Origin of the sequence: Desulfobacter vibrioformis DSM 8776 (assembly GCF_000745975.1) — a bacterium.
Classification (GTDB): Bacteria; Desulfobacterota; Desulfobacteria; order Desulfobacterales; family Desulfobacteraceae; genus Desulfobacter; species Desulfobacter vibrioformis.
Genome location: NZ_JQKJ01000008.1, coordinates 131,701 through 155,021, shown reverse-complemented (window position 1 = coordinate 155,021; position 23,321 = coordinate 131,701). Strand labels below are relative to the sequence as shown.

Annotated in this window: 24 protein-coding genes; 10 read left to right on the top strand and 14 right to left on the bottom strand. The window is 49.2% G+C overall.

The window, feature by feature from the left end; all coding sequences use genetic code 11:
• Positions 1-69: 69 nt before the first annotated feature.
• On the bottom strand, positions 70-1,461 hold the full coding sequence (gene rlmD / locus Q366_RS06645; RefSeq protein ID WP_035237447.1) for a 23S rRNA (uracil(1939)-C(5))-methyltransferase RlmD: 1,392 nt from the start codon (positions 1,459-1,461) through the stop codon (positions 70-72).
• Positions 1,462-1,546: 85 nt separating this feature from the next.
• Between rlmD and Q366_RS06640 the strand changes: the two genes are divergently transcribed.
• Positions 1,547-2,281 (top strand): alpha/beta hydrolase, encoded by a 735-nt coding sequence (locus tag Q366_RS06640; protein WP_035237446.1) that lies wholly within the window; start codon positions 1,547-1,549, stop codon positions 2,279-2,281.
• Positions 2,282-2,299: 18 nt separating this feature from the next.
• On the opposite strand, the gene Q366_RS06635 is transcribed toward Q366_RS06640, so the two are convergent.
• On the bottom strand, positions 2,300-3,565 hold the full coding sequence (locus Q366_RS06635; protein WP_035237445.1) for a CinA family nicotinamide mononucleotide deamidase-related protein: 1,266 nt from the start codon (positions 3,563-3,565) through the stop codon (positions 2,300-2,302).
• A 17-nt stretch (positions 3,566-3,582) separates the two neighbouring features.
• Complete coding sequence (locus Q366_RS06630) at positions 3,583-5,106, bottom strand: B12-binding domain-containing radical SAM protein (RefSeq protein ID WP_035237444.1); 1,524 nt, start codon at positions 5,104-5,106, stop codon at positions 3,583-3,585.
• A 451-nt stretch (positions 5,107-5,557) separates the two neighbouring features.
• Between Q366_RS06630 and Q366_RS06620 the strand changes: the two genes are divergently transcribed.
• The 5 genes from Q366_RS06620 to Q366_RS06600 are packed head-to-tail and all read left to right on the top strand — an operon-like array spanning position 5,558 to position 10,206.
• Positions 5,558-7,045, top strand: coding sequence for an anthranilate synthase component I family protein (locus Q366_RS06620; RefSeq protein ID WP_035237442.1), 1,488 nt, complete (start codon positions 5,558-5,560; stop codon positions 7,043-7,045).
• A gap of 6 nt (positions 7,046-7,051) precedes the next feature.
• Positions 7,052-7,621 carry an anthranilate synthase component II gene (locus Q366_RS06615; RefSeq protein ID WP_035237441.1) on the top strand — a complete coding sequence of 190 codons (570 nt, stop codon included), beginning with the start codon at positions 7,052-7,054 and terminating at the stop codon, positions 7,619-7,621.
• Position 7,622: 1 nt separating this feature from the next.
• Positions 7,623-8,642: an anthranilate phosphoribosyltransferase gene (gene trpD, locus Q366_RS06610; RefSeq protein ID WP_035237440.1), complete on the top strand. Its 1,020-nt coding sequence runs from the start codon at positions 7,623-7,625 to the stop codon at positions 8,640-8,642.
• A 20-nt stretch (positions 8,643-8,662) separates the two neighbouring features.
• Positions 8,663-9,466 carry an indole-3-glycerol phosphate synthase TrpC gene (gene trpC / locus Q366_RS06605; RefSeq protein ID WP_035237439.1) on the top strand — a complete coding sequence of 268 codons (804 nt, stop codon included), beginning with the start codon at positions 8,663-8,665 and terminating at the stop codon, positions 9,464-9,466.
• A 5-nt stretch (positions 9,467-9,471) separates the two neighbouring features.
• The gene (locus tag Q366_RS06600) at positions 9,472-10,206 is read left to right on the top strand and encodes a phosphoribosylanthranilate isomerase (protein WP_051957868.1); all 735 of its coding nucleotides are present in this window, start codon (positions 9,472-9,474) and stop codon (positions 10,204-10,206) included.
• A gap of 79 nt (positions 10,207-10,285) precedes the next feature.
• Here the strand turns inward: Q366_RS06600 and Q366_RS06595 are convergent, their stop codons facing one another.
• From Q366_RS06595 to Q366_RS06580, 4 genes are all read right to left on the bottom strand, one after another.
• A complete protein-coding gene (locus tag Q366_RS06595; protein ID WP_035237438.1) occupies positions 10,286-11,491 on the bottom strand; it encodes an MFS transporter in 1,206 nt (401 codons plus the stop codon).
• Positions 11,492-11,593: 102 nt separating this feature from the next.
• Entirely contained in the window at positions 11,594-12,331 is a 738-nt protein-coding gene (locus Q366_RS06590) for a LysM peptidoglycan-binding domain-containing protein (protein WP_035237437.1), read from the bottom strand.
• Between the two features lie 109 nt (positions 12,332-12,440).
• Positions 12,441-12,917 (bottom strand): hypothetical protein, encoded by a 477-nt coding sequence (locus tag Q366_RS06585; protein ID WP_245619891.1) that lies wholly within the window; start codon positions 12,915-12,917, stop codon positions 12,441-12,443.
• A gap of 85 nt (positions 12,918-13,002) precedes the next feature.
• Positions 13,003-13,716: a YkgJ family cysteine cluster protein gene (locus tag Q366_RS06580; RefSeq protein WP_084691734.1), complete on the bottom strand. Its 714-nt coding sequence runs from the start codon at positions 13,714-13,716 to the stop codon at positions 13,003-13,005.
• 251 nt (positions 13,717-13,967) lie between these two features.
• Between Q366_RS06580 and Q366_RS06575 the strand changes: the two genes are divergently transcribed.
• Positions 13,968-14,831, top strand: a complete 864-nt coding sequence (locus Q366_RS06575; RefSeq protein ID WP_035237436.1) for a formylglycine-generating enzyme family protein — start codon at positions 13,968-13,970, stop codon at positions 14,829-14,831.
• A gap of 10 nt (positions 14,832-14,841) precedes the next feature.
• On the opposite strand, the gene Q366_RS06570 is transcribed toward Q366_RS06575, so the two are convergent.
• The 5 genes from Q366_RS06570 to murJ are packed head-to-tail and all read right to left on the bottom strand — an operon-like array spanning position 14,842 to position 18,083.
• A complete protein-coding gene (locus Q366_RS06570) occupies positions 14,842-15,327 on the bottom strand; it encodes a MauE/DoxX family redox-associated membrane protein (RefSeq protein ID WP_035237435.1) in 486 nt (161 codons plus the stop codon).
• Positions 15,324-15,836 (bottom strand): rhodanese-like domain-containing protein, encoded by a 513-nt coding sequence (locus Q366_RS20110; RefSeq protein WP_051957867.1) that lies wholly within the window; start codon positions 15,834-15,836, stop codon positions 15,324-15,326. The genes Q366_RS06570 and Q366_RS20110 overlap by 4 nt, the downstream gene beginning before the upstream one ends.
• Positions 15,833-16,165 carry a hypothetical protein gene (locus Q366_RS06560; RefSeq protein ID WP_035237434.1) on the bottom strand — a complete coding sequence of 111 codons (333 nt, stop codon included), beginning with the start codon at positions 16,163-16,165 and terminating at the stop codon, positions 15,833-15,835. Before Q366_RS06560 ends, Q366_RS20110 begins: the two co-directional genes overlap by 4 nt.
• A 23-nt stretch (positions 16,166-16,188) precedes the next feature.
• A complete protein-coding gene (locus tag Q366_RS06555; RefSeq protein ID WP_035237433.1) occupies positions 16,189-16,491 on the bottom strand; it encodes an FtsB family cell division protein in 303 nt (100 codons plus the stop codon).
• The gene (murJ, locus tag Q366_RS06550) at positions 16,488-18,083 is read right to left on the bottom strand and encodes a murein biosynthesis integral membrane protein MurJ (protein ID WP_035237432.1); all 1,596 of its coding nucleotides are present in this window, start codon (positions 18,081-18,083) and stop codon (positions 16,488-16,490) included. Before murJ ends, Q366_RS06555 begins: the two co-directional genes overlap by 4 nt.
• A gap of 100 nt (positions 18,084-18,183) precedes the next feature.
• Between murJ and rpsT the strand changes: the two genes are divergently transcribed.
• A complete protein-coding gene (gene rpsT, locus Q366_RS06545) occupies positions 18,184-18,435 on the top strand; it encodes a 30S ribosomal protein S20 (protein ID WP_035237431.1) in 252 nt (83 codons plus the stop codon).
• Positions 18,436-18,532: 97 nt separating this feature from the next.
• Here rpsT and lptE read toward each other — a convergent pair whose 3' ends face one another.
• Together lptE and leuS are read right to left on the bottom strand one after the other, a co-directional pair.
• Positions 18,533-19,057 (bottom strand): LPS assembly lipoprotein LptE, encoded by a 525-nt coding sequence (lptE, locus tag Q366_RS06540; RefSeq protein ID WP_035237430.1) that lies wholly within the window; start codon positions 19,055-19,057, stop codon positions 18,533-18,535.
• A gap of 3 nt (positions 19,058-19,060) precedes the next feature.
• On the bottom strand, positions 19,061-21,661 hold the full coding sequence (gene leuS, locus Q366_RS06535) for a leucine--tRNA ligase (RefSeq protein WP_035237429.1): 2,601 nt from the start codon (positions 21,659-21,661) through the stop codon (positions 19,061-19,063).
• 415 nt (positions 21,662-22,076) lie between these two features.
• Here leuS and Q366_RS06530 point away from each other — a divergent pair, with 415 nt between their 5' ends.
• Positions 22,077-22,718: an XTP/dITP diphosphatase gene (locus tag Q366_RS06530; RefSeq protein ID WP_051957866.1), complete on the top strand. Its 642-nt coding sequence runs from the start codon at positions 22,077-22,079 to the stop codon at positions 22,716-22,718.
• A gap of 21 nt (positions 22,719-22,739) precedes the next feature.
• Positions 22,740-23,321 carry a nitroreductase family protein gene (locus Q366_RS06525; protein WP_035237428.1) on the top strand — a complete coding sequence of 194 codons (582 nt, stop codon included), beginning with the start codon at positions 22,740-22,742 and terminating at the stop codon, positions 23,319-23,321.

Below are 23,321 nucleotides of genomic sequence, written 5' to 3'. Positions count from 1 at the left end.
CAACCTTGAGGTTGTGAGGATTTTAAATTTTTATGCAACGCCGCAGGTGGGTGACTTTTCGTCCAAACACTAACCTTTTCTCACAAGCAACGCCACAGATTCAATATGATAGGTGTGGGGAAACATATCCACAGGGGTCACTTCCAGCACGGCGTAACGTGATGCAAGCATTTCAAGGTCCCTGGCAAGGGTTGCAGGATTGCAGGAAACATAGACGATTCTATCGGGAGAATGGGCCAGCACATGTCCCACCACATCCTTGTGCATGCCCACCCTGGGCGGATCAATGATGATCACATCCGGCTTTTCAGGCACCTGTCTGAACACATCCTTGATGTCCCCTTCCAGAAAGGTGCAGTTATCAATGCCGTTCAAACTTACATTTTCCCTTGCGTCGACCACAGCAGAATGAACGATCTCAATTCCGTAGATTTTTTTTGCCTGGCCCGACAGCCAGACAGGAATGGTCCCGGTGCCTGAATACAGATCCAGAACCGTCTGGGATCCGTCAAGGTCCGCATATTCACTAACTTTGGTGTACAATTTTTCACAGGCCCGGGTATTTGTCTGGAAAAAAGAGTTTGCCGAAATTTTAAACTGATAACACCCGAGTTTTTCGATCAGATGATCTTCGCCATGGATAAGGATCTCTTCCTTGCCCGTAGAGACCCCGGATCGGGAATCTGTAACATTATTGACAATACAGCATATCTGGTTGAATTTTTCGGCAAGCTGTCTGCTTAAGGATGCCATGACGTCAGGTTTATTTTCACTGGTCACAAGGTTGACCATCCACTGATCCCGGGCCACGGAATGCCTTAGCATGACAAAGCGCCAGAAGCCCTCGTGGTTGCGCAGGTGATATGCCCCAAGCCCGGATTGGGCCACAAAGCCACGGATGGTCTCTAAAATTTCATTGCCCAGGGCCGGCATGATATGACAGGCGTGAATATCAATCACCTTGTCAAAGGTGCCCGGCACATGTAATCCAATGCCAAAACCCTTTTTAACGGAATCATCAGCCAGTTCCTCCGGCATGAGCCATCGCATGGAAGAACAGGAAAACTCCATTTTATTGCGGTATTCGTAAACATAATCCGAGGGCACAACATCCGTAACCCGGACATCTTTTAAGCGTCCGATGTGCGCCAGCGACTCTGCGACATGGCGCTTTTTGTATTCAAGCTGGCGTTCGTAAGGCAGTTGCTGCCATTTGCAGCCCCCGCAAAACCTGTTGTACTCGCATCTTGCCTCCTGGCGCAGGGGCGAAGGGCTGACAATATTGATCAGCCGTGCTTCGGCCCAGGATTTCTTTTTTTTGAAAATTTTTACAAAAACCCGGTCTCCCGGCACACACCGGTCCACAAACACGGGAAACCCATCGGGTTTGGCCAGACCCTTTCCCCCAAAGGCAAGGTCAATAATGTCAAGTTCGTAGGTTTTGCTTTTTTTAACAGGCATTTTATACTATATCTTATGGTTATATATATGATTAAGTTTGGTGAAAAAGTCGATAAATATACAAAGATATGGACACAAAGACAAGATGAAAATAGTGGAAACGAATTTTACAGTTGATGGATTCACCCTGAAAGGTACCCTTCATCTTCCCGAATGTCCCATGCCGCCCCTTGTTGTCGGCTCCCACGGCCTTGAAGGCAGCCGAACTTCAGCAAAACAGATGCTTTTGTCCAAAGTGCTGCCTGCAAATAAAATCGCCTTTTTTCGGTTTGACCACAGGGGATGCGGCGACAGCCAGGGCAGTTTTATTAAGGATACCAGTCTTAAAAAACGCACAAAGGATTTTTGTGCAGCAGTGGGCCATGTGCTTGACATGAAGGTTACATCCAACCATATTGCCCTGTTTGGCTCCAGTATGGGGGGTGCCACCTGTATCAGCGCCTGGCAGGATCTTGAACGTGCAGGATTCAGGGTTCAGGGGGCTGTTTTGTGCGCCTCCCCCGTGAACACCCGAACCATAACCAGGATTCCCATGGCAGGAAATGACAAGCGCCCTGCCCTTTCTTTAGACTTTTTCAAGAAGAATCTTTTGTATGACCTTTCCGACCAGGCAAAGGCATTGCACCATGTCATGATTTTCCATGGCAGTGCCGATGAGGTGGTCCCGGTGGAAAATGCCAATATCCTTTATGCTGCCATGCAGGCTCCCAAGGAGATGATCCTCCATGACGGCGGGGATCATCAGATGACAAACCGGGCACACCAGCAGGAGTTTGAACAGAAAATGACCGCCTGGTATAAATCGGTATTCAATATATAGTTTATCCGCAGATATACCTTAGTTTTTCACAAGTTCCCTGCGCAGCATCTCAAGGGCCATGGCGGCAAACAGTTGTTTGTTGCGTTCGCGGTCACCGCGGTCCAGCATAAACCGTTGGGAATGCGACCCCAACGGACCAGCCACCCCAATGCATACGGTTCCCACAGGCTTGGCTTCGGTCCCGCCGGAAGGACCGGCAATGCCCGTGGTGGAAACCGCCCAGTCTGATCCGCCGGCTGTCCTGACGCCAATTGCCATTTCAAGGGCCGTGGTTTCATCCACAGCCCCGTTATTTTCCAGGGTTTGCCGGGATACGTTAAGAATCGCTTCTTTGGCGGAATTGGCGTAGGTGGTGGCTGAAAACAGAAAATAATCAGAGGCACCCGGCACATCCGTTATCAGATGAGCCACGAGTCCGCCTGTGCAGGATTCAGCCACACTGAGTGTCTGCCCACGCTTTGTCAGAAGCCGTCCCACTTCCTGGGCCAGGGTCAGTCCCTGGTCTGAAATGACTTTTGGCCCAAGCTTTTCCATCACCCATAGTTTAGCCTGATTCATCTCTCTGGCACCGCCCAGGCCCTCTTGGGAATCGGATACCACCTCGTTAAGCCTGGAGAGCTTCACCTCAATCATGGGGAATCTGATCCTGAAACCCAGATGAATTGCGGGAAACTGCAAAGTGAAACCCGAAAGGGCCTGCCCGGCCCTGGATTCCGGCATACCGAACACCATCAGGCGTATGACCTGGATTTCACCGGCATGCCCGGTCATTTCATACAATTTGGGTCTGACTTTTAAATCAAACATCCGCTCCATTTCCCTGGAGACGCCCGGCATACAGAAAAACCGGCACCTGTTGAGGGTCATGGAAAAACCCGGAGCCGTACCGTGAAGATTTTCCATAAATTTTGCGCCCTGGGGCAGCATGGCCTGTTTTTCATTGGCAGGTGTGAAATCAAACCCGCGTTTATCAAAATACTTTTTCATGGAGTTCAAGGCTGCGGTATCCAGCTCAAGTTTCACCCCGGCTGCTTCGGCCAGGGCTGCGGCCGTTAAATCATCAGAAGTCGGTCCAAGGCCGCCTGTCATCACACAGACATCTACGGAAGACGCGATGCTTTCAATCTCCCGGACAAGGGCTGTCATATCATCGCGCACAGCACTTGTCTTTATAACGGTTACACCTGAACTTTTAAGCCGCCGGCATAAAAATGCGCTGTTGGTGTCCACAATATCACCAAGCAGCACCTCATTGCCGGTGGATAGAACATGGGCATTAATCATGGCAGTTCCCTTTAAAATTATTCTATATGGTTAAAAAACATGGCATGGTTGGATGAAAAAAAGGCCGGATTTTTCCTGAACCTGGACCCAACACCCAGCTGTTTTTTAAACGCTTTGTTAATAAACGATTTCACATTACGGCGGGTCCAGCCCCGGGGGTGTTCAAAATTAAGATATAAAGAGAGGTCGCCGTGGAAAAATTCATGGGTGACAAGTCCCTGGGCATCTTCACTGAACTTGGGCAGATTAAACACGGACAGATTCAAATAGTCAATATCGGATTTATGGGCCTTGATATAATCCAGGGTCCGGTGGGCTGCAGCCTCATCTTCATAATGGGTGCCGAAAAGCAGGTAAACAAACGTAAGGATGCCTGCGTCTTTAAGGTTGGCAAGGGTGGCTGACACCAATTCAAGATCCGTGCCCTTTCCCATATCTTCCAATACCTTCTGGTCCCCGGATTCAAGCCCGAGTTTGAGCATTTCACATCCGCTTTGCTTAAGGGCCAGACAAAACCTGGGATCTGCAAAATCCTTTTCAAACCGGACAAACCCGTACCACTTAAAAGCGCATGTCTGTCTGGAAAGTGTACGCAGAAACGCAGGCGTCACCGCATTGTCGATGAAGTGCACAACATCCGGGCCGTGGTTTTCGGCCATTAAGTCAAGATCCCCAAGCACCTGATCGGAGCGCTGGGTTGAGTAGGGACGCGTTTCAGCTTTTTCAGGACAGAACCGGCATTTGCTCCAGTAACACCCGATGGAAGCCCTGAAAGGCAGAATTTTTGCAGGCGCAATATAATCATGGTTGTCGGCAAACCCGTAATCCGGCACATAATGTTTTTTCTCAATGCCGGGCTTTCCAAGCAGCGCAAGCAAAGGAGATTCCCCCTCCCCTTTAACCAGGTGATCAATCAAACTTGAAAAGGGGTTATTAAAATCAGGACGGCTCATCCAGGAAGAGATCAGTCCCCCGCCCATGACAAGTATTTTACCCGGGAAGTTATCCCGGATCCATCCGGCCAGGGCAAAACTGACCAGGGCCTGGTTGAGATAGCAAAGGGAAATGCCGATCCAGGGATGATCCCAGGACTCTATCACGGGGCGAAGTTTTTCTTCAAAATAGAGGTAAAAAGGATTTTCCGAATATAATGCGGCACTGTCAAGCAAGGCCTTTGAATCCACCGAAGAGAGCTGATTGTCCGAATAGTCACTTAAGCTGATCCTGAATCTTGATTGGTCTGCGGATACGGCCACCAGCCGGTTCAGGTCATAGACCCGCTGGTGGTAGCGGTCGAAATTGGTGTACAGACCAGGACTTCCCAGGTCATTTAAAATGGCTGCCCGGTTTTTCAGGGCCCGCCGGGTCCAGGAATCGGTTGCTTTGTCTTTGCCCACGGAATTAATCAGCCATAAAAGGCCGTCGACATTGGCGTCAACACATTTGCAGTCAATACCGTTTTCCTTTAATGCCGATGACAGCAGCGCAATGCCGGCCGGCGGTTCACAGGGTTTTGCCACAGGGGGGAAAAGCAAAAGCATTGAAATCAGTCCCGTGCTTCTATTATTATTGTTGCATACTCAAAAAAATATCAATTTATGACCGTTTATATAAATGCCGGAGCCTGATAGTGCCAGCTTTTTTTATCTTTGTCTGGTCTTTGTCCGGGGGATTTTGAATTTTGTTTCTACGAGTAGAAACATTTTTATTGACACCATTATAAAAACCATTTAATTTGGCCTCTAAAGAAACCTATACAGATTACAAGGGCACGTATGAAAACATCTGCAACCAACCAGAAACTGAATTTATGGCGCTGGCATTCCTGGCCAATATGGCAATGGCGGCTGCACAGGTTATCAAAGATGTTTTAGGTTCTATGACATATCGCTGCAGCAGCTTTTCCCAATTTGTGGCTGTTGCGGTTCCAAGGCTGACAACATCCCGTGTCAGCCTTTTTTTATTTTAAATTTTTTGTAAGGATTTTTTTTAATGATATTAGACAGACTGCCGGATAAAGACCAATTTATTAAACTTGCCCGATCCGCCAATGTCATACCAGTGGCCACAAGGGTGCTTGCAGACAGTGACACGCCCGTATCCATCCTGCAGAAATGCTATGAAAAGGACAAGGCGTGCTTCCTTTTAGAGAGCGTGGAGGGCGGAGAGCGATGGGGCCGTTACAGCTTTCTTGGTGTGTCGGCCTTTGGGCACATCAAAATATTTAAAACCCATGTCCTTGTGACAACCCGACACGACACCCGAAAAATTGCCCATGACAATGATCCTCTAAGCGTGATGCGGGAAATTATCAAAGAATTTACTCCGGCTGATATCCCGGAGCTGCCGCGGTTCTGGAGCGGGATCACCGGCTACTTTGCCTATGAGATGGTCTCTTTCTTTGAAAATATTGACGTTGCCCTGCCCGACGGCACCCCATACGGCCATTTTATTATTCCCGAACAGATGATCATCTTTGACAATATCAAACAGACACTGACCTGCCTGAACATCTGTTACCTGTCCAAGACAGATGACCCGGCGTTGGTCTATGATACTGCCAGGGATAACGTTGACACGCTTGTGAAAGATTTAGGCAAACCCTTTGTTCCCGGGACCGCCCCCCATGTTCCGGATACCCAGCTTGTACCTGAAACACCCGCCGAAGCGTACATGGAAGGGGTTAAAACCATCAAGGAACATATTGTAGAGGGAGATATTTTCCAGGCGGTATATTCCCAGCCCTTTTCATGCAAAACAACGGTTGATCCCGTACTGATCTACAGGGCCCAGCGCTACATCAATCCTTCACCGTACATGTTTTTCATGAATTTCACGGACCGGGTCATTGCAGGGTCTTCCCCTGAAACCATGGTACGCCTTGAAAACCGGGTGGCAACCCTTCGGCCCATTGCAGGCACAAGGCCCAGGGGCAAAAGCGAACAAAAAGACCGGGCCCTGGCCGATGATCTGCTCAATGATGAAAAGGAAAAAGCAGAACATGTCATGCTCATTGATCTTGGCCGGAACGACCTTGGCCGAGTGGCCCGGGCCGGCACGGTACAGGTCACGGACACCATGGTCATTGAACGCTATTCCCATGTCATGCACCTGGTCTCCAATATCACCTGTGATCTGAAAGAGGAATGCGACGCCTTTGACCTTTTCAAGGCCACCTTTCCGGCAGGCACCTTGTCCGGTGCGCCCAAAATCCGGGCCATGGAGATCATTGCAAAACTTGAAAACCGCCAAAGGGGTGTCTATGGCGGTGCTGCCGGGTATATCTCCTTTACCGGCAACATGGACTTTGCCATCACCATCCGCACCGCTGTCATGGAAAACGACACATTGACCGTCCAGGCAGGGGCCGGCATTGTCTATGATTCAGATCCTGAAACCGAATTGAACGAGTGCATCAACAAGGCCAAAAGTGTTGAAATGGCATTGAAACTTGCCCTGTCACAAAGCCATAAAGGATAGTAAGATATGAAAACCGCAATAATAGACAACTATGATTCCTTTACCTTTAACCTGGTGCATTATGTCCTGCACACAGGGGCCCAGGCAGAGGTTTTCAGAAACGATAAGATCAGTGTGGAAGAACTGGCAGGGCTTGGGTTTGACGCCATCATCCTGTCACCGGGGCCGGGCAGGCCCGAAGATGCAGGAATCTGCCTTGAACTTGTACAACAACTGTCAGGAAAAGTTCCTATTCTTGGCGTGTGTCTGGGACATCAGACCATTGCCCAGAGTTTTGGCGGCACCATTATCCATGCAAAGGCCATTATGCATGGAAAAATATCCGTGGTGGAAGCAGACGGCAAACAGATCTTTTCAGGCATCAACAAGCCCTTTAATGTGATGCGCTACCACTCCCTGGCGGTTCAGGAATCGGATCTGCCCGACTGCCTGGAAGTGACCGCCAGGACCTTAGACGGAGAGATCATGGGCATAAGGCACAAAGAACACCCCACCCAGGGGGTGCAGTTTCACCCTGAATCTTTCATGACAACCGTGGGAAAACGGCTGATCAGAAACTTTATCAAAGGAGCATGATATGGATTTTACAGCTCACCTGAATACCATCGTAAAAGGACAGGATCTCAGCCAGGACCAGATGGCAGGCATGATGGACGCCATCTTTTCAGGACAGGCCACCGAATCCCAGATCGGGGCATTCATGGCAGCCCTTGCCACAAAAGGGGAAACCTTTGAGGAACTGGCAGGTGCGGCCCGGGCCATGCGGACCAAGGCGGTTCGTGTCCAGGCCCTGGCCAAAAAGGTCATTGACACCTGCGGTACAGGGGGTGACGCCCTAGGGTCATTTAATATTTCCACCACAACAGCCTTTGTCATTGCAGGTGCCGGCATCACCGTGGCCAAACACGGCAACCGGTCCGTCACCAGCAAATGCGGGTCTGCGGATGTGCTTGAAGAACTGGGGGTGAATTTAAGTGTGGACCCTGAAATTGTGGAAGAGGCCATCAACGAAATCGGCATTGGGTTCATGTTTGCGCCCCTGTACCACGGGTCCATGAAGTATGCCATGAAAGCCCGTACTGAATGCAAAATCAGAAGTATTTTCAACATGCTCGGGCCATTGACCAACCCGGCAGCCGCCTCCTGCCAGATTTTAGGGGTATATGCACCGGAACTGACGGAAATGTTTGGAAAGGCATTGAATCTGCTGGGTGTGGAAAAGGCCTTTGTGGTCCATGGCCATGACGGCATGGATGAGATGACCACCACAGGACTTACCCGGGTGACAGAGCTCAACAATAGTATGATTAAAACCTATGATGTGGATCCCTTGACCTATTTTGGCGAATATGCCGACCCCGAAGATCTCAAGGGCGGGGATGCAAAATACAATGCCGCCATTACCCGGGCCGTTCTGTCCGGGGAAAAGGGCCCAAAACAGAATATTGTCCTGCTCAATGCAGGGGCCGGCCTTGTGGCTGCCGATGCCGCACCCACCATTGAAAAGGGTATTGAAATGGCCTTAACATCCATTGAAACAGGGGCGGCCATGAAAAAACTGGAACAACTTGCGGATTATACCAGGGAAAACGGTTAAATCGAAAGGATGATCAATAAATGAAAGGATTTCTCAAAACTGTCATTGATGTCAAAAAAGAGGAAATAAGCCGGGCCAAAAGTAAACTTCCCCTGACCGCCCTTCGCCATGATGCGGAACACACACCGGCCCCGGTCTCTTTTGCAGAGGCCATGGCCGCCTCCACCCGTGATGCGGTGGGTATCATTGCCGAAGTCAAGAAAGCATCGCCTTCCAAGGGAGATATCAGGATTGATCTTGACGTGGCCGCCTATGCCAAAGCCTACACCAAAGGTGGGGCAAGGGCCATATCGGTACTCACGGAATCAAAGTACTTTAAAGGCACGTTGGCCGACCTTGAACTTGTATGCGAAAACACGGACCTTCCCGTGCTTCGAAAGGATTTCATATTTTCAGAATACCAGATTTATGAAGCTAAAAAGGCAGGGGCGTCTGCTGTTCTGCTGATCACCACCCTGCTCGCCCCTGCCCAGCAGGCCGAACTGACCCTTCTTACCCGGGAACTTGGCATGGAACCGCTGGTGGAGATCAATTCAGAGTTTGAATTTGAGCAGGCATATAAAGCCCAGGCCCGGGTGGTGGGCATTAACAACAGAAACCTGGCCACCCTTGAGGTGGACACAAGTGTGGCAAGACGGGTGGCAAAAATATTCCCTGGTGAAATCATTCCCGTGGAGGCCTCGGGCATTTCCGGAAGATCCGGCATTGAAGCCGGCATGGAAAACCGTATTTTCAATTTCCTTGTGGGAGAGAGCATTGTCCGTTCAAAGGATCCTGCTCAATTTATCAAAACCCTTCTTGGCATCAAAGCGGAGGGCGAATAACAGCCATGGCACAGCTTCCCGTATCTGCATGGCAGATACCCGACCCAAGGCCCGGTGTGCTTGTAAAAATATGCGGCCTGACCCTTGTGGACAACGCCCTTGACTGCGTAAAAGTCGGTGCTGATATCATCGGACTGGTCTTTTATGAAAAAAGTCCCCGGCATGTAAGTACAGAAAAAGCCCGGCAAATTGTCCGGGCCCTTCCCAAGGGCATTCCGGCCTGCGGGGTGTTTGTAGACGAATCCTTTGATACGATTATGCAGACCGTTTCAGCCTGCGGCCTTGGGATCGTACAGCTGCACGGTGCAGAAACGCCTGAACTTGCAGACCGCTTATCAGCTCAGAACCTTGTGGTAACCAAAGCTTTTTTTGCAGCAAGGCCTCCAGGGCTTTGTGAAACAGAAAAATACCAATCTGCTGATTTTTGTCTGGCCGAATACGGCAAAGGCATACTTCCCGGGGGAAATGCAGAAACCTGGGATTACGGCCAGGCCCTTGAAATGGCAAAAAAGGTGCGTTTGATGCTGGCCGGAGGGCTTAACCCGGAAAATGTGGCCGATGCCGTGTCAAGTATCCGTCCCCAGGCCGTGGATGTATCCTCGGGTGTGGAAAAAGCAAAGGGAATCAAGGATATTTCAAAGGTCAAAGCCTTTATCAGGGCTGCAAAATCTGTCCATTTGCAGCCAACAGAACCGGAACACCGGACTGAGCCGGGACGGGTTAAGGGTTTAAGAAACTAGAGACAAGATACAGGAAACAAGAGGGTGAAGCGCCCGGGGCGCTTATTTCAGCACCGCATTGTTGGTGTTTTCAGTTTCATTATTCGTTATCTCCGGAATAGGGCTTTATAAAAACAACGAGCAGTGAACCGCACAGAATCATACTTCCCGCTATGCTAATCCCGGCGCCAAAGTTGCCCCAATCCCCCATCATACCGATCAACACGGGCATGACGCCGGCGCCTATCAAAAATGCAGCAGGAATGGTCAGCGAAACCGCCACGTTGCTCATTTCGGCGGGCACAATTGTGGACAAAAGCGCAAACGCGGGCGGAAAAAAGCAGACCGCGGCCAGAGGCTGGCCAAACACGATCATTATCAATAACCGGGAATCGTGAACCATGCCCAGCAGGATGGTCAGGATGCCGCCAATGGCTAAGACCATTATTATTGTATGTCTGGCACCGATTCGGTCATTGGCCCATCCGGCACAAAAGGCAATAATGGGGCACAAAAGGCGCGACATCCCCACAATCTCGTTTGCATTGCCGCGCGTCATGCCATGTTCGGTTACCAGATACAGCGGCAGCATGGCGTAGAGCCCCATGGTGCTGGTAATGGCCAGCATAAACAGCACGATCATGATCCAAAAGGCAGGAAGGCGGAAAAGAATCCTGAAGGCGGCCTGGTCAGGTGCTTTGCCCGGGAAATGACCGCCTTTGCCAAATAGGGAATACGCCAGGGCCATCAGAAGAGACAGACCTCCCAAAAGCATCAGGACCTGGCGCCAGGACACCCACCCCAGCATGACCTCGGCAAGCAGCGGTGCAGACATAAAGCCCAGATTGGGCGCCAGTTCATGTATCCCCATGGCCTTTCCCCAATGCCGGGGATGGACCAGCGCGGTGATGGTTGCCAGCCCCGAAGGCAGATACAGCCCTGCGGCCATCCCCACGCTTACCAGCCCCATACGCAATTGCCACAGGTCCCGGCTGAATGCCGAAAATAGAAGCGCACCGCCCAGACAAGCCGCCGACAGAACAATGGTACGCCTGTGAAACCATCGGGCTGAAAAAAAGCCGGATATCACCAAGGCCAGAAAGTATCCGGCTGACGTAAAAAGAAACAAAGACCCCGCAGCCGTATGGCTGAATCCCAAATCCTTCTCAATTAGGGGCATAAAAGGTGCCAGGATAATCCGGGACAAAAAGTTAATGAAAAAAAGAACTGCCAGGAATCCGACCGGCCCCAGGTATGCGGAAAAACGATCCGCACCCTGACGGGTCTTGGACGCTATCGTGTGCATGCGAAAAACCTTTATATGAAACTATAAACAAAAGAGGGCCAAGCGCCTGCGACATCCATTTTAGCCGGCCTTGTTGTTGTTTTTAGCTTCCGTATCAAATATTTACCTTGATCTGACTAACAAATTACTCCCGGGATAAATGTCATCTTTAGGCGTCAGATTATTCAGTTTGCGTATCGCTGCCACACTAGTTTTATATTTCTGGGAAATCGACCACAGGGTGTCACCCTTTTGAACCGTATGAAACTGACTGGTCTTCTCTGGTTTCTCAGCTTTTTTCTTTATCACCTGAGACTGTTTCTTAAGTGCGGGGATTGGTGGGGTCTTCACTTCAGGTTGGGGTTTGACAACGGTTTTCAGTGGGGGCGTCGCGGCAGCAACTTCTAATTTGTTTAACCGGCCCTCAAACTTCTCCACACGTTCAATCAGGGCGTCCAGCTTAAGGGTTGATGCTGTTTCAATTCGTGTGATCCGTTCATCAAGGGCGGACACGGCCTGTGATGAGGCTTGGTTTTCATTCTGGCCCGAAGAGGAGGCAAGTTTTGCCACGGAGACCTCAAGGGCGGAAATGCGTCTCTCAAAACCCGGGGCTGCCTGATCTGTCCCGGTCTCTGGTACAGGCTTGTGTTCAACTGCCGGCTGGGTAGATGACCCCCTGAAAAAAAAGAAGAAAACCAGGACCGTGACGACCAACGCAGCGACAAGAATCATGGTGAATTCATTTTTTTTCAACAAAGTCCCGCCTATCCCAATGGCGGATACCTCGGGTTCGGTTTTTTTCTGATTTGTGTTTTTGCCCGGGGTGAGAATTTTGGATTCAGATGCGGTATTTTTTATCATTTTTTTGACTCCTGGAAAAAGATGCCATTTGCCTTTTAATAGCATTTCAGTCCGTAATTTCAAGCCTAAACAATTAATTTAAGGACATCGCAACACCATTGTTCATTTTTTATACGTGTGAACGAACCAGGTCGGTAAACACCGCTGTTTCCCGGTAATTTCCCGTCAGGTAAACTTTTTGCGCCGGTCTGGCATGCCGGATATAAAAATGAAAATCCTGAAGCCTGGCATAAAACTGTAAAAAAACCTCGTTATCGGTTTCCAGATTAACCCGGCATTTATCAAGCAGTTGAAATACACCTGCGGCATGGTGAACCATGAGATAAAAACAAGCTGCTGACAAGTATTTGCAGTTTATCTGTTTGTATAGTTCCGGATAAAACCGGGAAACGTACAGGCTGCCTGAAAAAACTTCATGGGAGACAATCAATGCTTTTGAAATCTGTTCTCCGGTACGCCTGCTGCAGAGAAAATATTCCATACACGTATCGTCCCTGGAAAAGGAGAGTAAATATCGATTGTTCAATCTGGGAATCTGCTGCATTAAAAAATCATTTTCAACAGGTTTTGATGTGACCAATTCCAACTTTGTATTCCCCCCCTGCCTGGGAATTCGGTACAGGCCGGCATCCCATTTGAAATCAAATTGTTCATACCACCTCCGTACCACCTTATTCCGGCTGGGACGTTATATTTATATCTAAAATATTTTTTCCTGAAAGCCACAGCTGCAATGGATCAGTTGTGGCAAGGCAGTTAAAAACCGCCAGTGTAATTTCCAAGGGAACTGTTTCCAGGTTCAGTTGCCTGGCAAAATCTGTGAATAGCGATCTGGAGGATTCAAATACAAAATTTCGGGCTGATGAAGATTCAATTTCATCATCAAAACTTCCTGTATTATAGATCGTCCTGCAAAGAGATGAATCCACGCTGTTCCATGCCCGGCAGATAAAAGGGCGGGCATGATAGATACTGCACAGGTTGTTTTCTAAAAAGATACAAGACAGTTTATCCCGGAGAGGAAACAGAATATCAACGGATTTTCCCCGGGTCAGCTGAAGGCGTTTCCCTATTCTGTCCCTGAGCTGGATAATCTGATTTTTGGTAAAACTTTCATGGATAAAGGAGAGAATGAGCAGGGTTTCAATGGGCAGAACATGAATCTGGGAATGGCAGCAATAACTGCAGCCGGAACCGCATGCCACCGCAGGGCTTTTATCCGAATGCTCAAGTGCGTCAACAACATCATGGGCATATGCCATAACTTCCGTTACCAATGGCAGAACAGCCCCAGTAATGAACGCGTTGTAAATCTTTTTTTGAAACTGGTCCTCCAGAATATCCTTGAATATATTCCGGCGTGAATCACCTGGGGATATTTCCATACAGCCTCTCTATGTAAGACAGAGAGGATTCTGTGGAAAACCAAAAGGCTGCCTGATCTTACTCAATGGTAATGAAACAATTGACGGCAGACTATATAAAATTAAACCCGGCGTCAAGGTGATATTGTCCACACGAATGGCAGCGCTGACGTATGGAAATTTATAATCGTTGAACCAATGTTTTTAAATATGCTAATCTCTATACATATTTACTGTAACCCTATCGTTAACAATCAAGGCAGGTATTACTTATGCAGGGCAAAACCTTTTTGCAAATACCGTTTTTCCTTCTGGGTTTATCGCTGACCCTTGGGGTGCTGTGTTCATATGCCTTTGCCCAAGCCGCTTTTACCAATAAAATCGGAATGAAATTTGTCCTGATTCCGGCAGGTTCCTTTATCATGGGAAGCCCTGAATCGGAAAAGGGACGCCAGAAAGACGAAAAACAGCACAAGGTGATTATCACAAAAAGCTTTTACATGTCAGAGACCGAAGTGACCCAGGGGCAGTGGGACCGCCTGGTCGCCCCGAACCCGTCATCTTTTAAACTGGGCAATTACTATCCTGTGGATACCGTGTCCTGGAATGAGGCGGTTACATTTATTCAGTTTTTAAACAAGAGAGAAGGCACCACTAAATACCGTTTGCCCACGGAGGCAGAGTGGGAATATGCCTGCCGGGCCGGCAGTCAGACCGCCTTTGCCACAGGCGGCATCACCACTTTTTCCTGCAAGGAACCGGAACCGGCGCTTGTTTCGTATGCCTGGTACTGCTTTAATTCTGGTGGATTTTCGCCTGCAGGGGATTTCAAGCCCCACCCTGTAAAACTGCTCAAACCCAATAAATTCGGGCTTTACGACATGCACGGCAATGTTCAGGAATGGGTCCAGGATGCCTGTCAGTGGCGCACATTTTGGAGTGCGGGAACCGGAACCATTACCCGGACCTATGTTGACGGCATTACAGATCCTTTGGAAACAAAGGGTGAACACCGGGTGGTCAGAGGCGGCGGATGGTTTCAGAACAGTAAATACCAGCGATGTGCTTACCGCACCAATTACAAGCCGGTGGCCCGGCGTAACAGCCTTGGATTCAGAATCGTCCGGGAGCAGTGAGCCGGCAGGTTCACCTGCTGTCTTTTTTATTAAACAACCTGAAAAGATAAACCCCTGCCCCAAGCATCCCAAGATCCCTGACAAGCAGCCAGACTGAGGACCAGGTCCCTTTGGTATCCCCCAGGGAAAAGCACCCGCAGTCAAATTCATGGCCCCGTATCAGATTGAAGCTGATCAGAAGAATAAAGCCGACCAGCATGGCATTAATCAATAACAGGCCAGAACGTTTAAGCAAACCGGTGATTAGAGTGATACCGCAGACAATCTCCACAAAGGGTATGACAATGGCCAACACATTAATAAACTGATGGGGAAAAATCGCATAGCCGTACAAAATTGTGGCAAATTGATCCGGTGACACAATTTTGTGCCAGGACGCAAAAATAAAGGTCGATCCGAGAAACAGACGCAGGACCCATTCAATGATGCCTGTGTGCCGGCCCAAATCCATGGACGACAAATGCGCCCCATTTTTGATACGGAACAGTTTGTTCATGGGTCTGTTCCTTTGCCGGCCACATCAAATCCCATTTCCTCCCATTCAGCAAACCCGCCGGCATAAATCGCCACATGGGCAAAACCCATTTCAACCAGACGGGTGGCAAATGTATGTGAATCGTGGCAGGTCACACCCGCACAATACACAAGAATCTCATCTTCAGGGGTTATTCTTGAGAGCATCTCTTTTTTCTCTTCTTCAAAATCACCCAAGGGGAAATTCAATGCGCCCGGAATATGTCCCAGGTCATAAATTTCCGGCCAGCGGACATCAAGCACGATCATGGTGCCGGATTCCACCAGCCGTTTGACTTTGAGGGGATCATTGATCTGGAGAACATCAACGGCGTGGGTCTTGTTTGCCCCGGCCATGACCACACCCTGATCCGGATTCCATTGTCCCCTAAGGGCAATGCCATTGGGAGACAGCGCATTCACGCCGAGACCGGTCATCACACAGATGCTTAAAATAAAAAAGCATCCCAGAATATCTCGCTTAAAAATCATAACCGGGCTTTTATGTTTTTGAATATATCCACCCGTTTCTGCATGACAATAAGCCTGATCCATATTTCGAGCATATGGGCCATTCTATCCTCTTTCGTGCCAGCCTGATGGGGCGTTAAAACATCCTGGCCTGGTTCTTTCAAATTTTCTTTACAATCTGCATTGGCCGTTTTCGTTTGGGCTTCAAGGCGGGAAATGGCGTCAAAAATATTTTGGGCATCAGGGCTTTGGCTTGTATCAATTGCCCTGTAAATTCCAAGGGCATCGTCTATATATCCCTGTTTCTCGTACAGGCGGGCCAGGGCTAAGCTTGCAAAATTACGGGTCATTTTTCAGATCCTTTGTCTGATTCTTAATTTTTGGGGGTCTGATTCTTGGGTTTCTCTTTGAAAACCAGTTCATCCTGGGCAGCCATTTCGTGCTCATGTTTGGCCAGGTGTTTAATATATTCAAGATTGGTTTTAAGTTTCAGTATCTCTTTTTCCATTTTTGAATTTTGACTGACGGCAATGGCAGCCTGGGCGTCAAGCTGCGCCTGCCTGGATTTAAGCCGGTTATAGTCCATGACCCCTCTTGTGGAAAAAAAAAACATAAATAAAAGAATAACCGCCCCCCCCACGGCCAGGTAAAGGCATATTTTTTCCATACGGGTCATTTTTGTTTAAAAAAAATCCTTGTGAGCATTGCCATTTCCGGATTCGCGGTAAGGCGGGCCCCCAACAAGTAGCAGCCGGCCCCGGCACTGATGCTGATGATAAGGCCTGTTGCCTGAATTATGCGGGAACAATCCGGCCAGAAGCTCCACATCCATCGAACCCAAAAGAACATTATAACAGACATAAAAACCGCTCTGCAAGCGCAAACCAGTACTGCGCGTCCTCGAATGCCCAAAGGCCCGAATGCGGCAAGCAGGACAAATCCGGCCACCGCAGACAGGGATACGGCCAAACTAAGCCCTGTCACCCCCATGCGCTGCACCAGAAACCGGCACAGCAGAATATTGCACCCAATGGACACAATGCCTGCCATGAACGGCTGCCGGATATTGGACAGCGCATAGTGAAACGCCACAAAAAGCCGGGTTCCGGCAACCGCCCAGAGACCAAGAATCAAAAAGACAAGACACTGGCCGGTCTGATCCACGGCAGTCAGGTCAAAGGCCCCCCGGCCGAACAGCAATAAGACAATGGGACGGTTTAAGGCCATGATGCCGGCTACTGCAGGAATAATTAAAAAAAGGACCATGCATAGGCCGGTCTCAAACAAAAGTCTTAGGTCCTGTGTTTCCTGTGTTTGATCAAAAAAATCAAATCCAGGCACCCTTCCGGGATGTTTTCCGGTTTCCAGGCAACGCGTGCCGGCCTTTGCACAGAGCATGGGTAATAAAACCGTGGCAACAGGAGAGGCCACCAAAGCCAGAGGAAACTGAACCAGACGTTCGGCATAATTCAGATAAGAGACCGAACCCGGATCAAGCGTTGACGCGAAAAGCCCTGCCACCAGCACATTGATTTGAAACGCCGCAGCCCCGATTATGGCAGGGCCAAGGGTAATAAAGGCTTTTTTGACATGGGGATGCACCCGGACAAAAGCCTTGAAATTAAACATACCAAGCTTTGCAAGACTTGGTATTTGAAAGGCAAGCTGAACAATGCCGCCTGCGGTTACCCCAAATGCCAGGACGACAATCTTTGGCGTAAACCGGTTGGAAAAAAGCACAGCTGCCGTGATAATACAAAGATTGAGCAGCACCGGCGTGGCTGCAGGCACATGAAAATTACCCCTTGCATGGAGCACGCTCATGGACAAGGCCACAAAAAAAATGATGACCATATAGGGCATCATTATCCTGAACAGCAGACAGGACAATGTATGGGCATAGGATCCCGGGTAATACCCCGGGGCAAAAAATTCTATCAGAAAAGGCGCAAAATAAATTCCCAGGCTGACCAGCAGGGCCCCTGCAACGGATATAAAAAACAGGGCATTTAAAAACATGGCCGCGACCTGGTCTGTCTTCTTTTGGGCAAATAGTTCTGCAAACAAAGGGATGAAAGAGATACTCAAAATTCCGTCGGACATCATTTTCCGGATCAGATCAAAGGGCCTGAAAGCAATGAAAAATACATCCGAAACCATGCCGGCACCAAATATAAAAGCAATCACCGCATCTCTTATCATGCCAAGTATTCTTGAAATCAGCGTGATTAAGCTGACAAATGCTGCTTTTTTAATAAAGTGGGCCACAGGTTTTCCTTGACATGCTTATCTCTTTTATATATTTTACCGAATTTGATATAAGTTTTATTATTTTTAATTCTCTATTTTATGAAGGAGCTATACCAAGTTGGCGAACCATAAATCAGCAAAAAAACGCGCAAAACAAAATCAGGTCAGACGGATGAGAAACAAATCCGTAAGAACCTCCCTTAAAACCCTTGAAAAGAAACTTCGTGCAGCTAAAGAAGCGGGTGAAAATACCGAGGAACTGATGAAAAAGACCCAGTCCGCCATTCACAAGGCTGCTAAAAAAGGTATTGTTCACAAGAAAACTGCTTCAAGGAAGATCTCAAGACTGTTCAAGTTTACGAACGCATAAGTTGCGCGCTTTTGCACCGTTTAAGCACAGCCGGTCCAAGCCATAAACCGGCGCTTGCCCCTGCACAGGGAACAGTCGCCGGTTCGTCTTGCTGCATTTAAAAGTCGTTTGTCATTAGGCTGACCAGGCGTTCTGCCACACGCTCGGCAATGAGATCAACCGCTTCCCGCTTATTGGCCTCATCATCCACGGTAGTACCAGATACTTTATCAGATACCTGATAAGATTCCGTGGCTAAAAAATTCTTCACTGACCAGAGAATCTTTCCTTGGGCCCCGGTCAGCACCACATCCACCTTAGCCGTAACCTCCCTTTCCGTAACGTCTTCCGAAGAAGATCTTGATAATGCGGAAAAGGTGATGGATCGCACTGTGCCGGTGATTTTGCGGGTGGCATTGTCAGCACCCACAACAATGGTATCGGTTTTTGCGGTGATTTCCCGAATCAGTTCGTTGGCAAAAGATACCCCGGCCCTGGATTCGGTACTCTTGTTTTCAAATATCGCCACAGACACCCGGGTGACATCATTATGAATGAAGCCACCGCCTTCCAGCCGGTATCCGCAACCCGGACCAATCATCAGGACCGAGGCCGTCACCAGCCATGCAATACATTTTTTCATAAATTACACCACGATATTAACAAGGGTCTGTTTTTTACGAATCACAATGAGTTTACGGATCTCTTTTCCTTCTATATACTTGATAATTCTTGAATCCCCAAGGGCGGCGGATTTAATATCATCTTCACCTGCGTCGGCACCCATGGAAAATTTTGCCCGCAGTTTTCCGTTAACCTGAACCACAACAATGACCTCGTCGGTTTGCATGGAATCCGTTCTGAATTCAGGCCAGGGCTGTTCAAGAATAGAGCCCTTGTTCCCCATTTGGGCAAACAACTCCTCGCAGAAATGGGGGATAATGGGACTGAGCAAAAGCAGCACATTTTCAAGGCAGAACCAGACCACGGATTTCAACTCATCATCCGCCGTTTCAAGTTCAACCGTGTACATGGCATTGACCAGCTCCATGACAGCGGCAATCGCTGTATTGAAATGAAAATTGGTTTCAATATCCGCGGTTACTTTCTGGATTGTCTGATTGGCCTTGATATACAATTGCTTTGCCTGGTCCGCCTTAAGTGATTCCGCCGGCCCTTTGTACGCATCCATACCCTGGATGGTTTCCATGCAGGTCAACGCCAGACGCCAGACGCGGTTGACAAAACGGTTACTGCCTTCAACACCGTCCTCGTTCCACTCCAGATCCCTTTCAGGGGGGGCGGCAAACAGACAGAACAACCGGGTCACGTCAGCCCCGTATTTTTCCAGAAGCTCATTGGGATTGACCACGTTTTTCTTGGATTTGGACATCTTGATCACACGTCCGACCTCCACATCCTTGCCGCACATGGTGCAGACAAGTTTTCCATCCTGTTTCTCCGCCTGTTCCGGAAACAGGTACCCGTGCTCAGGGCAGGTCATGGTCTCCTTGCACACCATTCCCTGGGTCAAAAGCCGGGTAAACGGTTCCTTAAAGGGCACAAGCCCCAGGGCATTGAGGACCCGCAGGAAATACCGGGAATAGAGAAGATGCAGCACTGCATGCTCCACACCACCGATATACTGATCCACGGGCATCCAGTATGCCGCGGCTTTGGGATCAAACATGCCCTTGTCATACCGGGGGGAGCAATAGCGCAGGTAATACCAGGAAGACTCCACAAAGGTATCCATGGTATCGGTATCCCTTTTCGCATCTTCTCTTCCGCAGACAGGACAGGTGGTCCTGGCAAAATAGTCCAGGGTCGGCAAAGGAGATCCGCCTTTTTCCAGCAGGTTGGCATCTTCGGGCAGGGTAATGGGCAGATCAGCCTCCGGCACCGGGACCACCCCGCATGAGGGGCAGTGGATCACCGGAATGGGCGTACCCCAGTACCGCTGGCGGGAAATTCCCCAGTCACGCAGGCGGAAAGAAACCGCGCGCTTACCAATGCCTGATTCTTCAAGCCAGTCCGCCATTTTTTCGATGGCTTCCTTGCTGTCCATGCCGTTAAATTGTCCAGAGTTGGCCATGATGCCGCGGCCGGCATAGGCATCGGTCATGGTGGCACCGTCAAGGGTTTCCCCTTCCGGCTGCACCACCACCCGGATCTCAAGCCCGTATTTTCTGGCAAAATCAAAGTCCCGCTGGTCACCGGAGGGTACGGACATGATGGCGCCTGTGCCGTAGCCCATTAAAACAAAATTCGCCGTGTACACGGGAATCTTTTCTTCAGTGGCCGGATTAATGCAATACGCACCGGTAAATACACCTTCTTTTTCGTATTTTTCAATGCCTTCGGCAGAGCGCTCCTGCCTGGACACCTTATCTACAAACTGCTTTACGGCCGCCTCCTGGTCCGTACCCCTGGACAGGGTCTCCACCAGGGGATGTTCCGGTGCCAGACACATGAAGGTGGCACCGAAAATAGTGTCAGGACGGGTGGTGAACACATTGATCACCTCGTCACTGCCGTCCACCTTAAAGTCCAGCTCTGCGCCCACGCTTTTTCCGATCCAGTTTTTCTGCATGGTGGTGACATTGTCCGGCCAGCCCGGGAGCTGATCGCAATGTGCCAAAAGGTCTTCGGAATAATCGGTGATCTTGAAAAACCACTGCCATAATTTTTTCTGCTGAACCACCTGGGAACACCGCCAGCACCGGTCCTGCTCAACCTGCTCATTGGCCAGCACAGTCTGGCATTTTTCACACCAGTTCACATAGGATTCCTTGCGGTAGGCCATTCCCTTTTCAAACATTTTCAAAAACAGCCACTGTTCCCAGCGGTAGTATTCTGGCCGGCAGGTGGCAACTTCCCTGTCCCAGTCATAGGAAAACCCCATTTTTTTAAGCTGGGCCCGCATGGCCCGGATATTGTCATAGGTCCAGGCAGCCGGATGGGTATTGTTGTCAATGGCCGCATTCTCCGCAGGCATGCCAAAGGCATCCCATCCCATGGGATGAATGACATTAAACCCTCTCATGCGCTTGTAACGGACCACCACATCTCCGATGGTATAATTACGCACATGGCCCATATGAATCTTTCCCGAAGGGTAGGGAAACATTTCAAGCAGATAATATTTTTCCCTGGACGAATCTTCTTCTACTTTGAAAAGCCGGGTATTTTTCCAGCTTTCCTGCCATTTGGGCTCGACCTGGGAAGGGATGTACCGTTCCTCCATTATTTTAATTCCTTTCGAAAAACATCTATTTTTATAGTTGAACCTTTTTAGATGCCATAAGAGAGGTGAAATAGCAAAAGATATTTATGGCAACACTTTAAATTTTTTTGTTGGCCCAATCTTTACGGATAATTGAAGATGGATACCAGCTCCATGAGGGACGGACGGAACCATATCAATTTTAAAAAAATCGCGTATTCGGATAATGCGGACCATGCTTCTGCGAATCCAGTCCCGGGAATGTTGCAGCATGCCAAATTTGTTCATGCCTGAACCTCTTTTAATGCCCGGTAATAAGCAGCCAATTTAGAATTGCCGGGAGGGGGTACGGGCTCACCTTTACAAACCCTGGACCAGCACTTATATTAAGCCTTAACTTTTTTAAAAAAGAGAATACTGCAAAAGGAGCTTTCAGGTGAAACAGATCTTAGTACTGGCCACGACCAATAAAGGCAAAACAAAGGAATTAAAGGACAGACTGCAAAGCTATCCGATTGAGATAAAAAACCTGTCTGATTTCGGTCCCATTCCCGAGGTGATAGAAGACGGGGAGACCTTTGACGACAATGCCTATAAAAAGGCTTCGTTTATTTCCAGAATTCTGGGATATCCGGCCCTGGCGGACGACTCAGGGCTTTGCGTGGCAGCGCTGGGCGGGGCACCCGGCGTATATTCGGCCCGTTACGCCGGGGAAAATGCCACGGACCAGGACAATGTGGACAAACTTCTGGACGCCATGAAAAATGAAGAAAACCGCAAAGCAGCCTTTGAATGTGTGATCTCCATTGCGGTTCCCACAGGCGCCGCTTTGACCTATGAAGGGCGCTGTGAAGGGGTCCTTGCCCGGGAACCTGCAGGCAATAACGGGTTTGGTTATGATCCGCTGTTCTTTTTTCCGGAATTGAATAAAACCTTTGCCCAGTTGTCCATGGATGAGAAGGCAAGGGTCAGCCACCGGGGAAAGGCGTTGCAGGAGATCACCCGGGAGATGGACAAAATTCTGGACTGGATAGATATTCAAATGTCCCGGATTATCACTGAACCGGGCTGTAAATAATTTTTCACCAAAGGGAAAACAATGGATGCATTCAAAGAACTGGTAAAATCCAACCGGTCCTGCAGACGGTTTGACAACACGTTTGCCCTGGATACCCAAACCTTGACTGAGCTTGTGGAACTGGCCCGGTATACGGCCTCGGCAGCCAACAACCAACCCTTGAAATATATCATTTCCTGCAGCCGGGAACAAAACGAGAAGATCTTTTCCTGCCTGACCTGGGCCGCTTATCTGAAAGAGTGGAAAGGCCCAGAACCCGGGGAACAGCCCACGGGATACATTGTCATCCTGGGGGATACCACCATTTCAAACAATTTCTGGTGTGACCACGGCATTGCCGCCCAGACCATGCTTCTCGGGGCCCGGGCAAGGGGGCTGGCCGGATGTATGTTCGCCGCCATCAATATCAAAAAACTTAAAACTCTGCTTGGCATCGGCGATCACCTGGAGGTCAAGCTGGTCATCGCACTTGGCAAACCCGTGGAACAAGCCTGCATTGATGATGTGGATGAGGGCGGGGATATCCGGTATTTTAGGGATGAAAATCAGGTTCATCACGTTCCCAAGCGTAAGCTTGAGGATCTGATTCTCAACGCCTGGTAG

Bases quoted from the DNA above. Each gene is read 5' to 3' on its own strand.
- Q366_RS06620 (WP_035237442.1), top strand. From the start codon at position 5,558: ATGATATTAGACAGACTGCCGGATAAAGACCAATTTATTAAACTTGCC.
- Q366_RS06595 (WP_035237438.1), bottom strand. From the start codon at position 11,491: ATGCACACGATAGCGTCCAAGACCCGTCAGGGTGCGGATCGTTTTTCC.
- Q366_RS06630 (WP_035237444.1), bottom strand. From the start codon at position 5,106: ATGCTTTTGCTTTTCCCCCCTGTGGCAAAACCCTGTGAACCGCCGGCC.
- trpD (WP_035237440.1), top strand. From the start codon at position 7,623: ATGGATTTTACAGCTCACCTGAATACCATCGTAAAAGGACAGGATCTC.
- Q366_RS06615 (WP_035237441.1), top strand. From the start codon at position 7,052: ATGAAAACCGCAATAATAGACAACTATGATTCCTTTACCTTTAACCTG.
- Q366_RS06570 (WP_035237435.1), bottom strand. From the start codon at position 15,327: ATGAACAAACTGTTCCGTATCAAAAATGGGGCGCATTTGTCGTCCATG.
- leuS (WP_035237429.1), bottom strand. From the start codon at position 21,661: ATGGAGGAACGGTACATCCCTTCCCAGGTCGAGCCCAAATGGCAGGAA.
- Q366_RS06635 (WP_035237445.1), bottom strand. From the start codon at position 3,565: ATGATTAATGCCCATGTTCTATCCACCGGCAATGAGGTGCTGCTTGGT.
- trpC (WP_035237439.1), top strand. From the start codon at position 8,663: ATGAAAGGATTTCTCAAAACTGTCATTGATGTCAAAAAAGAGGAAATA.
- lptE (WP_035237430.1), bottom strand. From the start codon at position 19,057: ATGAAAAAATGTATTGCATGGCTGGTGACGGCCTCGGTCCTGATGATT.
- Q366_RS20110 (WP_051957867.1), bottom strand. From the start codon at position 15,836: ATGATTTTTAAGCGAGATATTCTGGGATGCTTTTTTATTTTAAGCATC.
- Q366_RS06640 (WP_035237446.1), top strand. From the start codon at position 1,547: ATGAAAATAGTGGAAACGAATTTTACAGTTGATGGATTCACCCTGAAA.
- Q366_RS06575 (WP_035237436.1), top strand. From the start codon at position 13,968: ATGCAGGGCAAAACCTTTTTGCAAATACCGTTTTTCCTTCTGGGTTTA.
- Q366_RS06600 (WP_051957868.1), top strand. From the start codon at position 9,472: ATGGCACAGCTTCCCGTATCTGCATGGCAGATACCCGACCCAAGGCCC.
- Q366_RS06590 (WP_035237437.1), bottom strand. From the start codon at position 12,331: ATGATAAAAAATACCGCATCTGAATCCAAAATTCTCACCCCGGGCAAA.
- rlmD (WP_035237447.1), bottom strand. From the start codon at position 1,461: ATGCCTGTTAAAAAAAGCAAAACCTACGAACTTGACATTATTGACCTT.
- Q366_RS06580 (WP_084691734.1), bottom strand. From the start codon at position 13,716: ATGGAAATATCCCCAGGTGATTCACGCCGGAATATATTCAAGGATATT.
- Q366_RS06525 (WP_035237428.1), top strand. From the start codon at position 22,740: ATGGATGCATTCAAAGAACTGGTAAAATCCAACCGGTCCTGCAGACGG.
- Q366_RS06555 (WP_035237433.1), bottom strand. From the start codon at position 16,491: ATGACCCGTATGGAAAAAATATGCCTTTACCTGGCCGTGGGGGGGGCG.
- Q366_RS06560 (WP_035237434.1), bottom strand. From the start codon at position 16,165: ATGACCCGTAATTTTGCAAGCTTAGCCCTGGCCCGCCTGTACGAGAAA.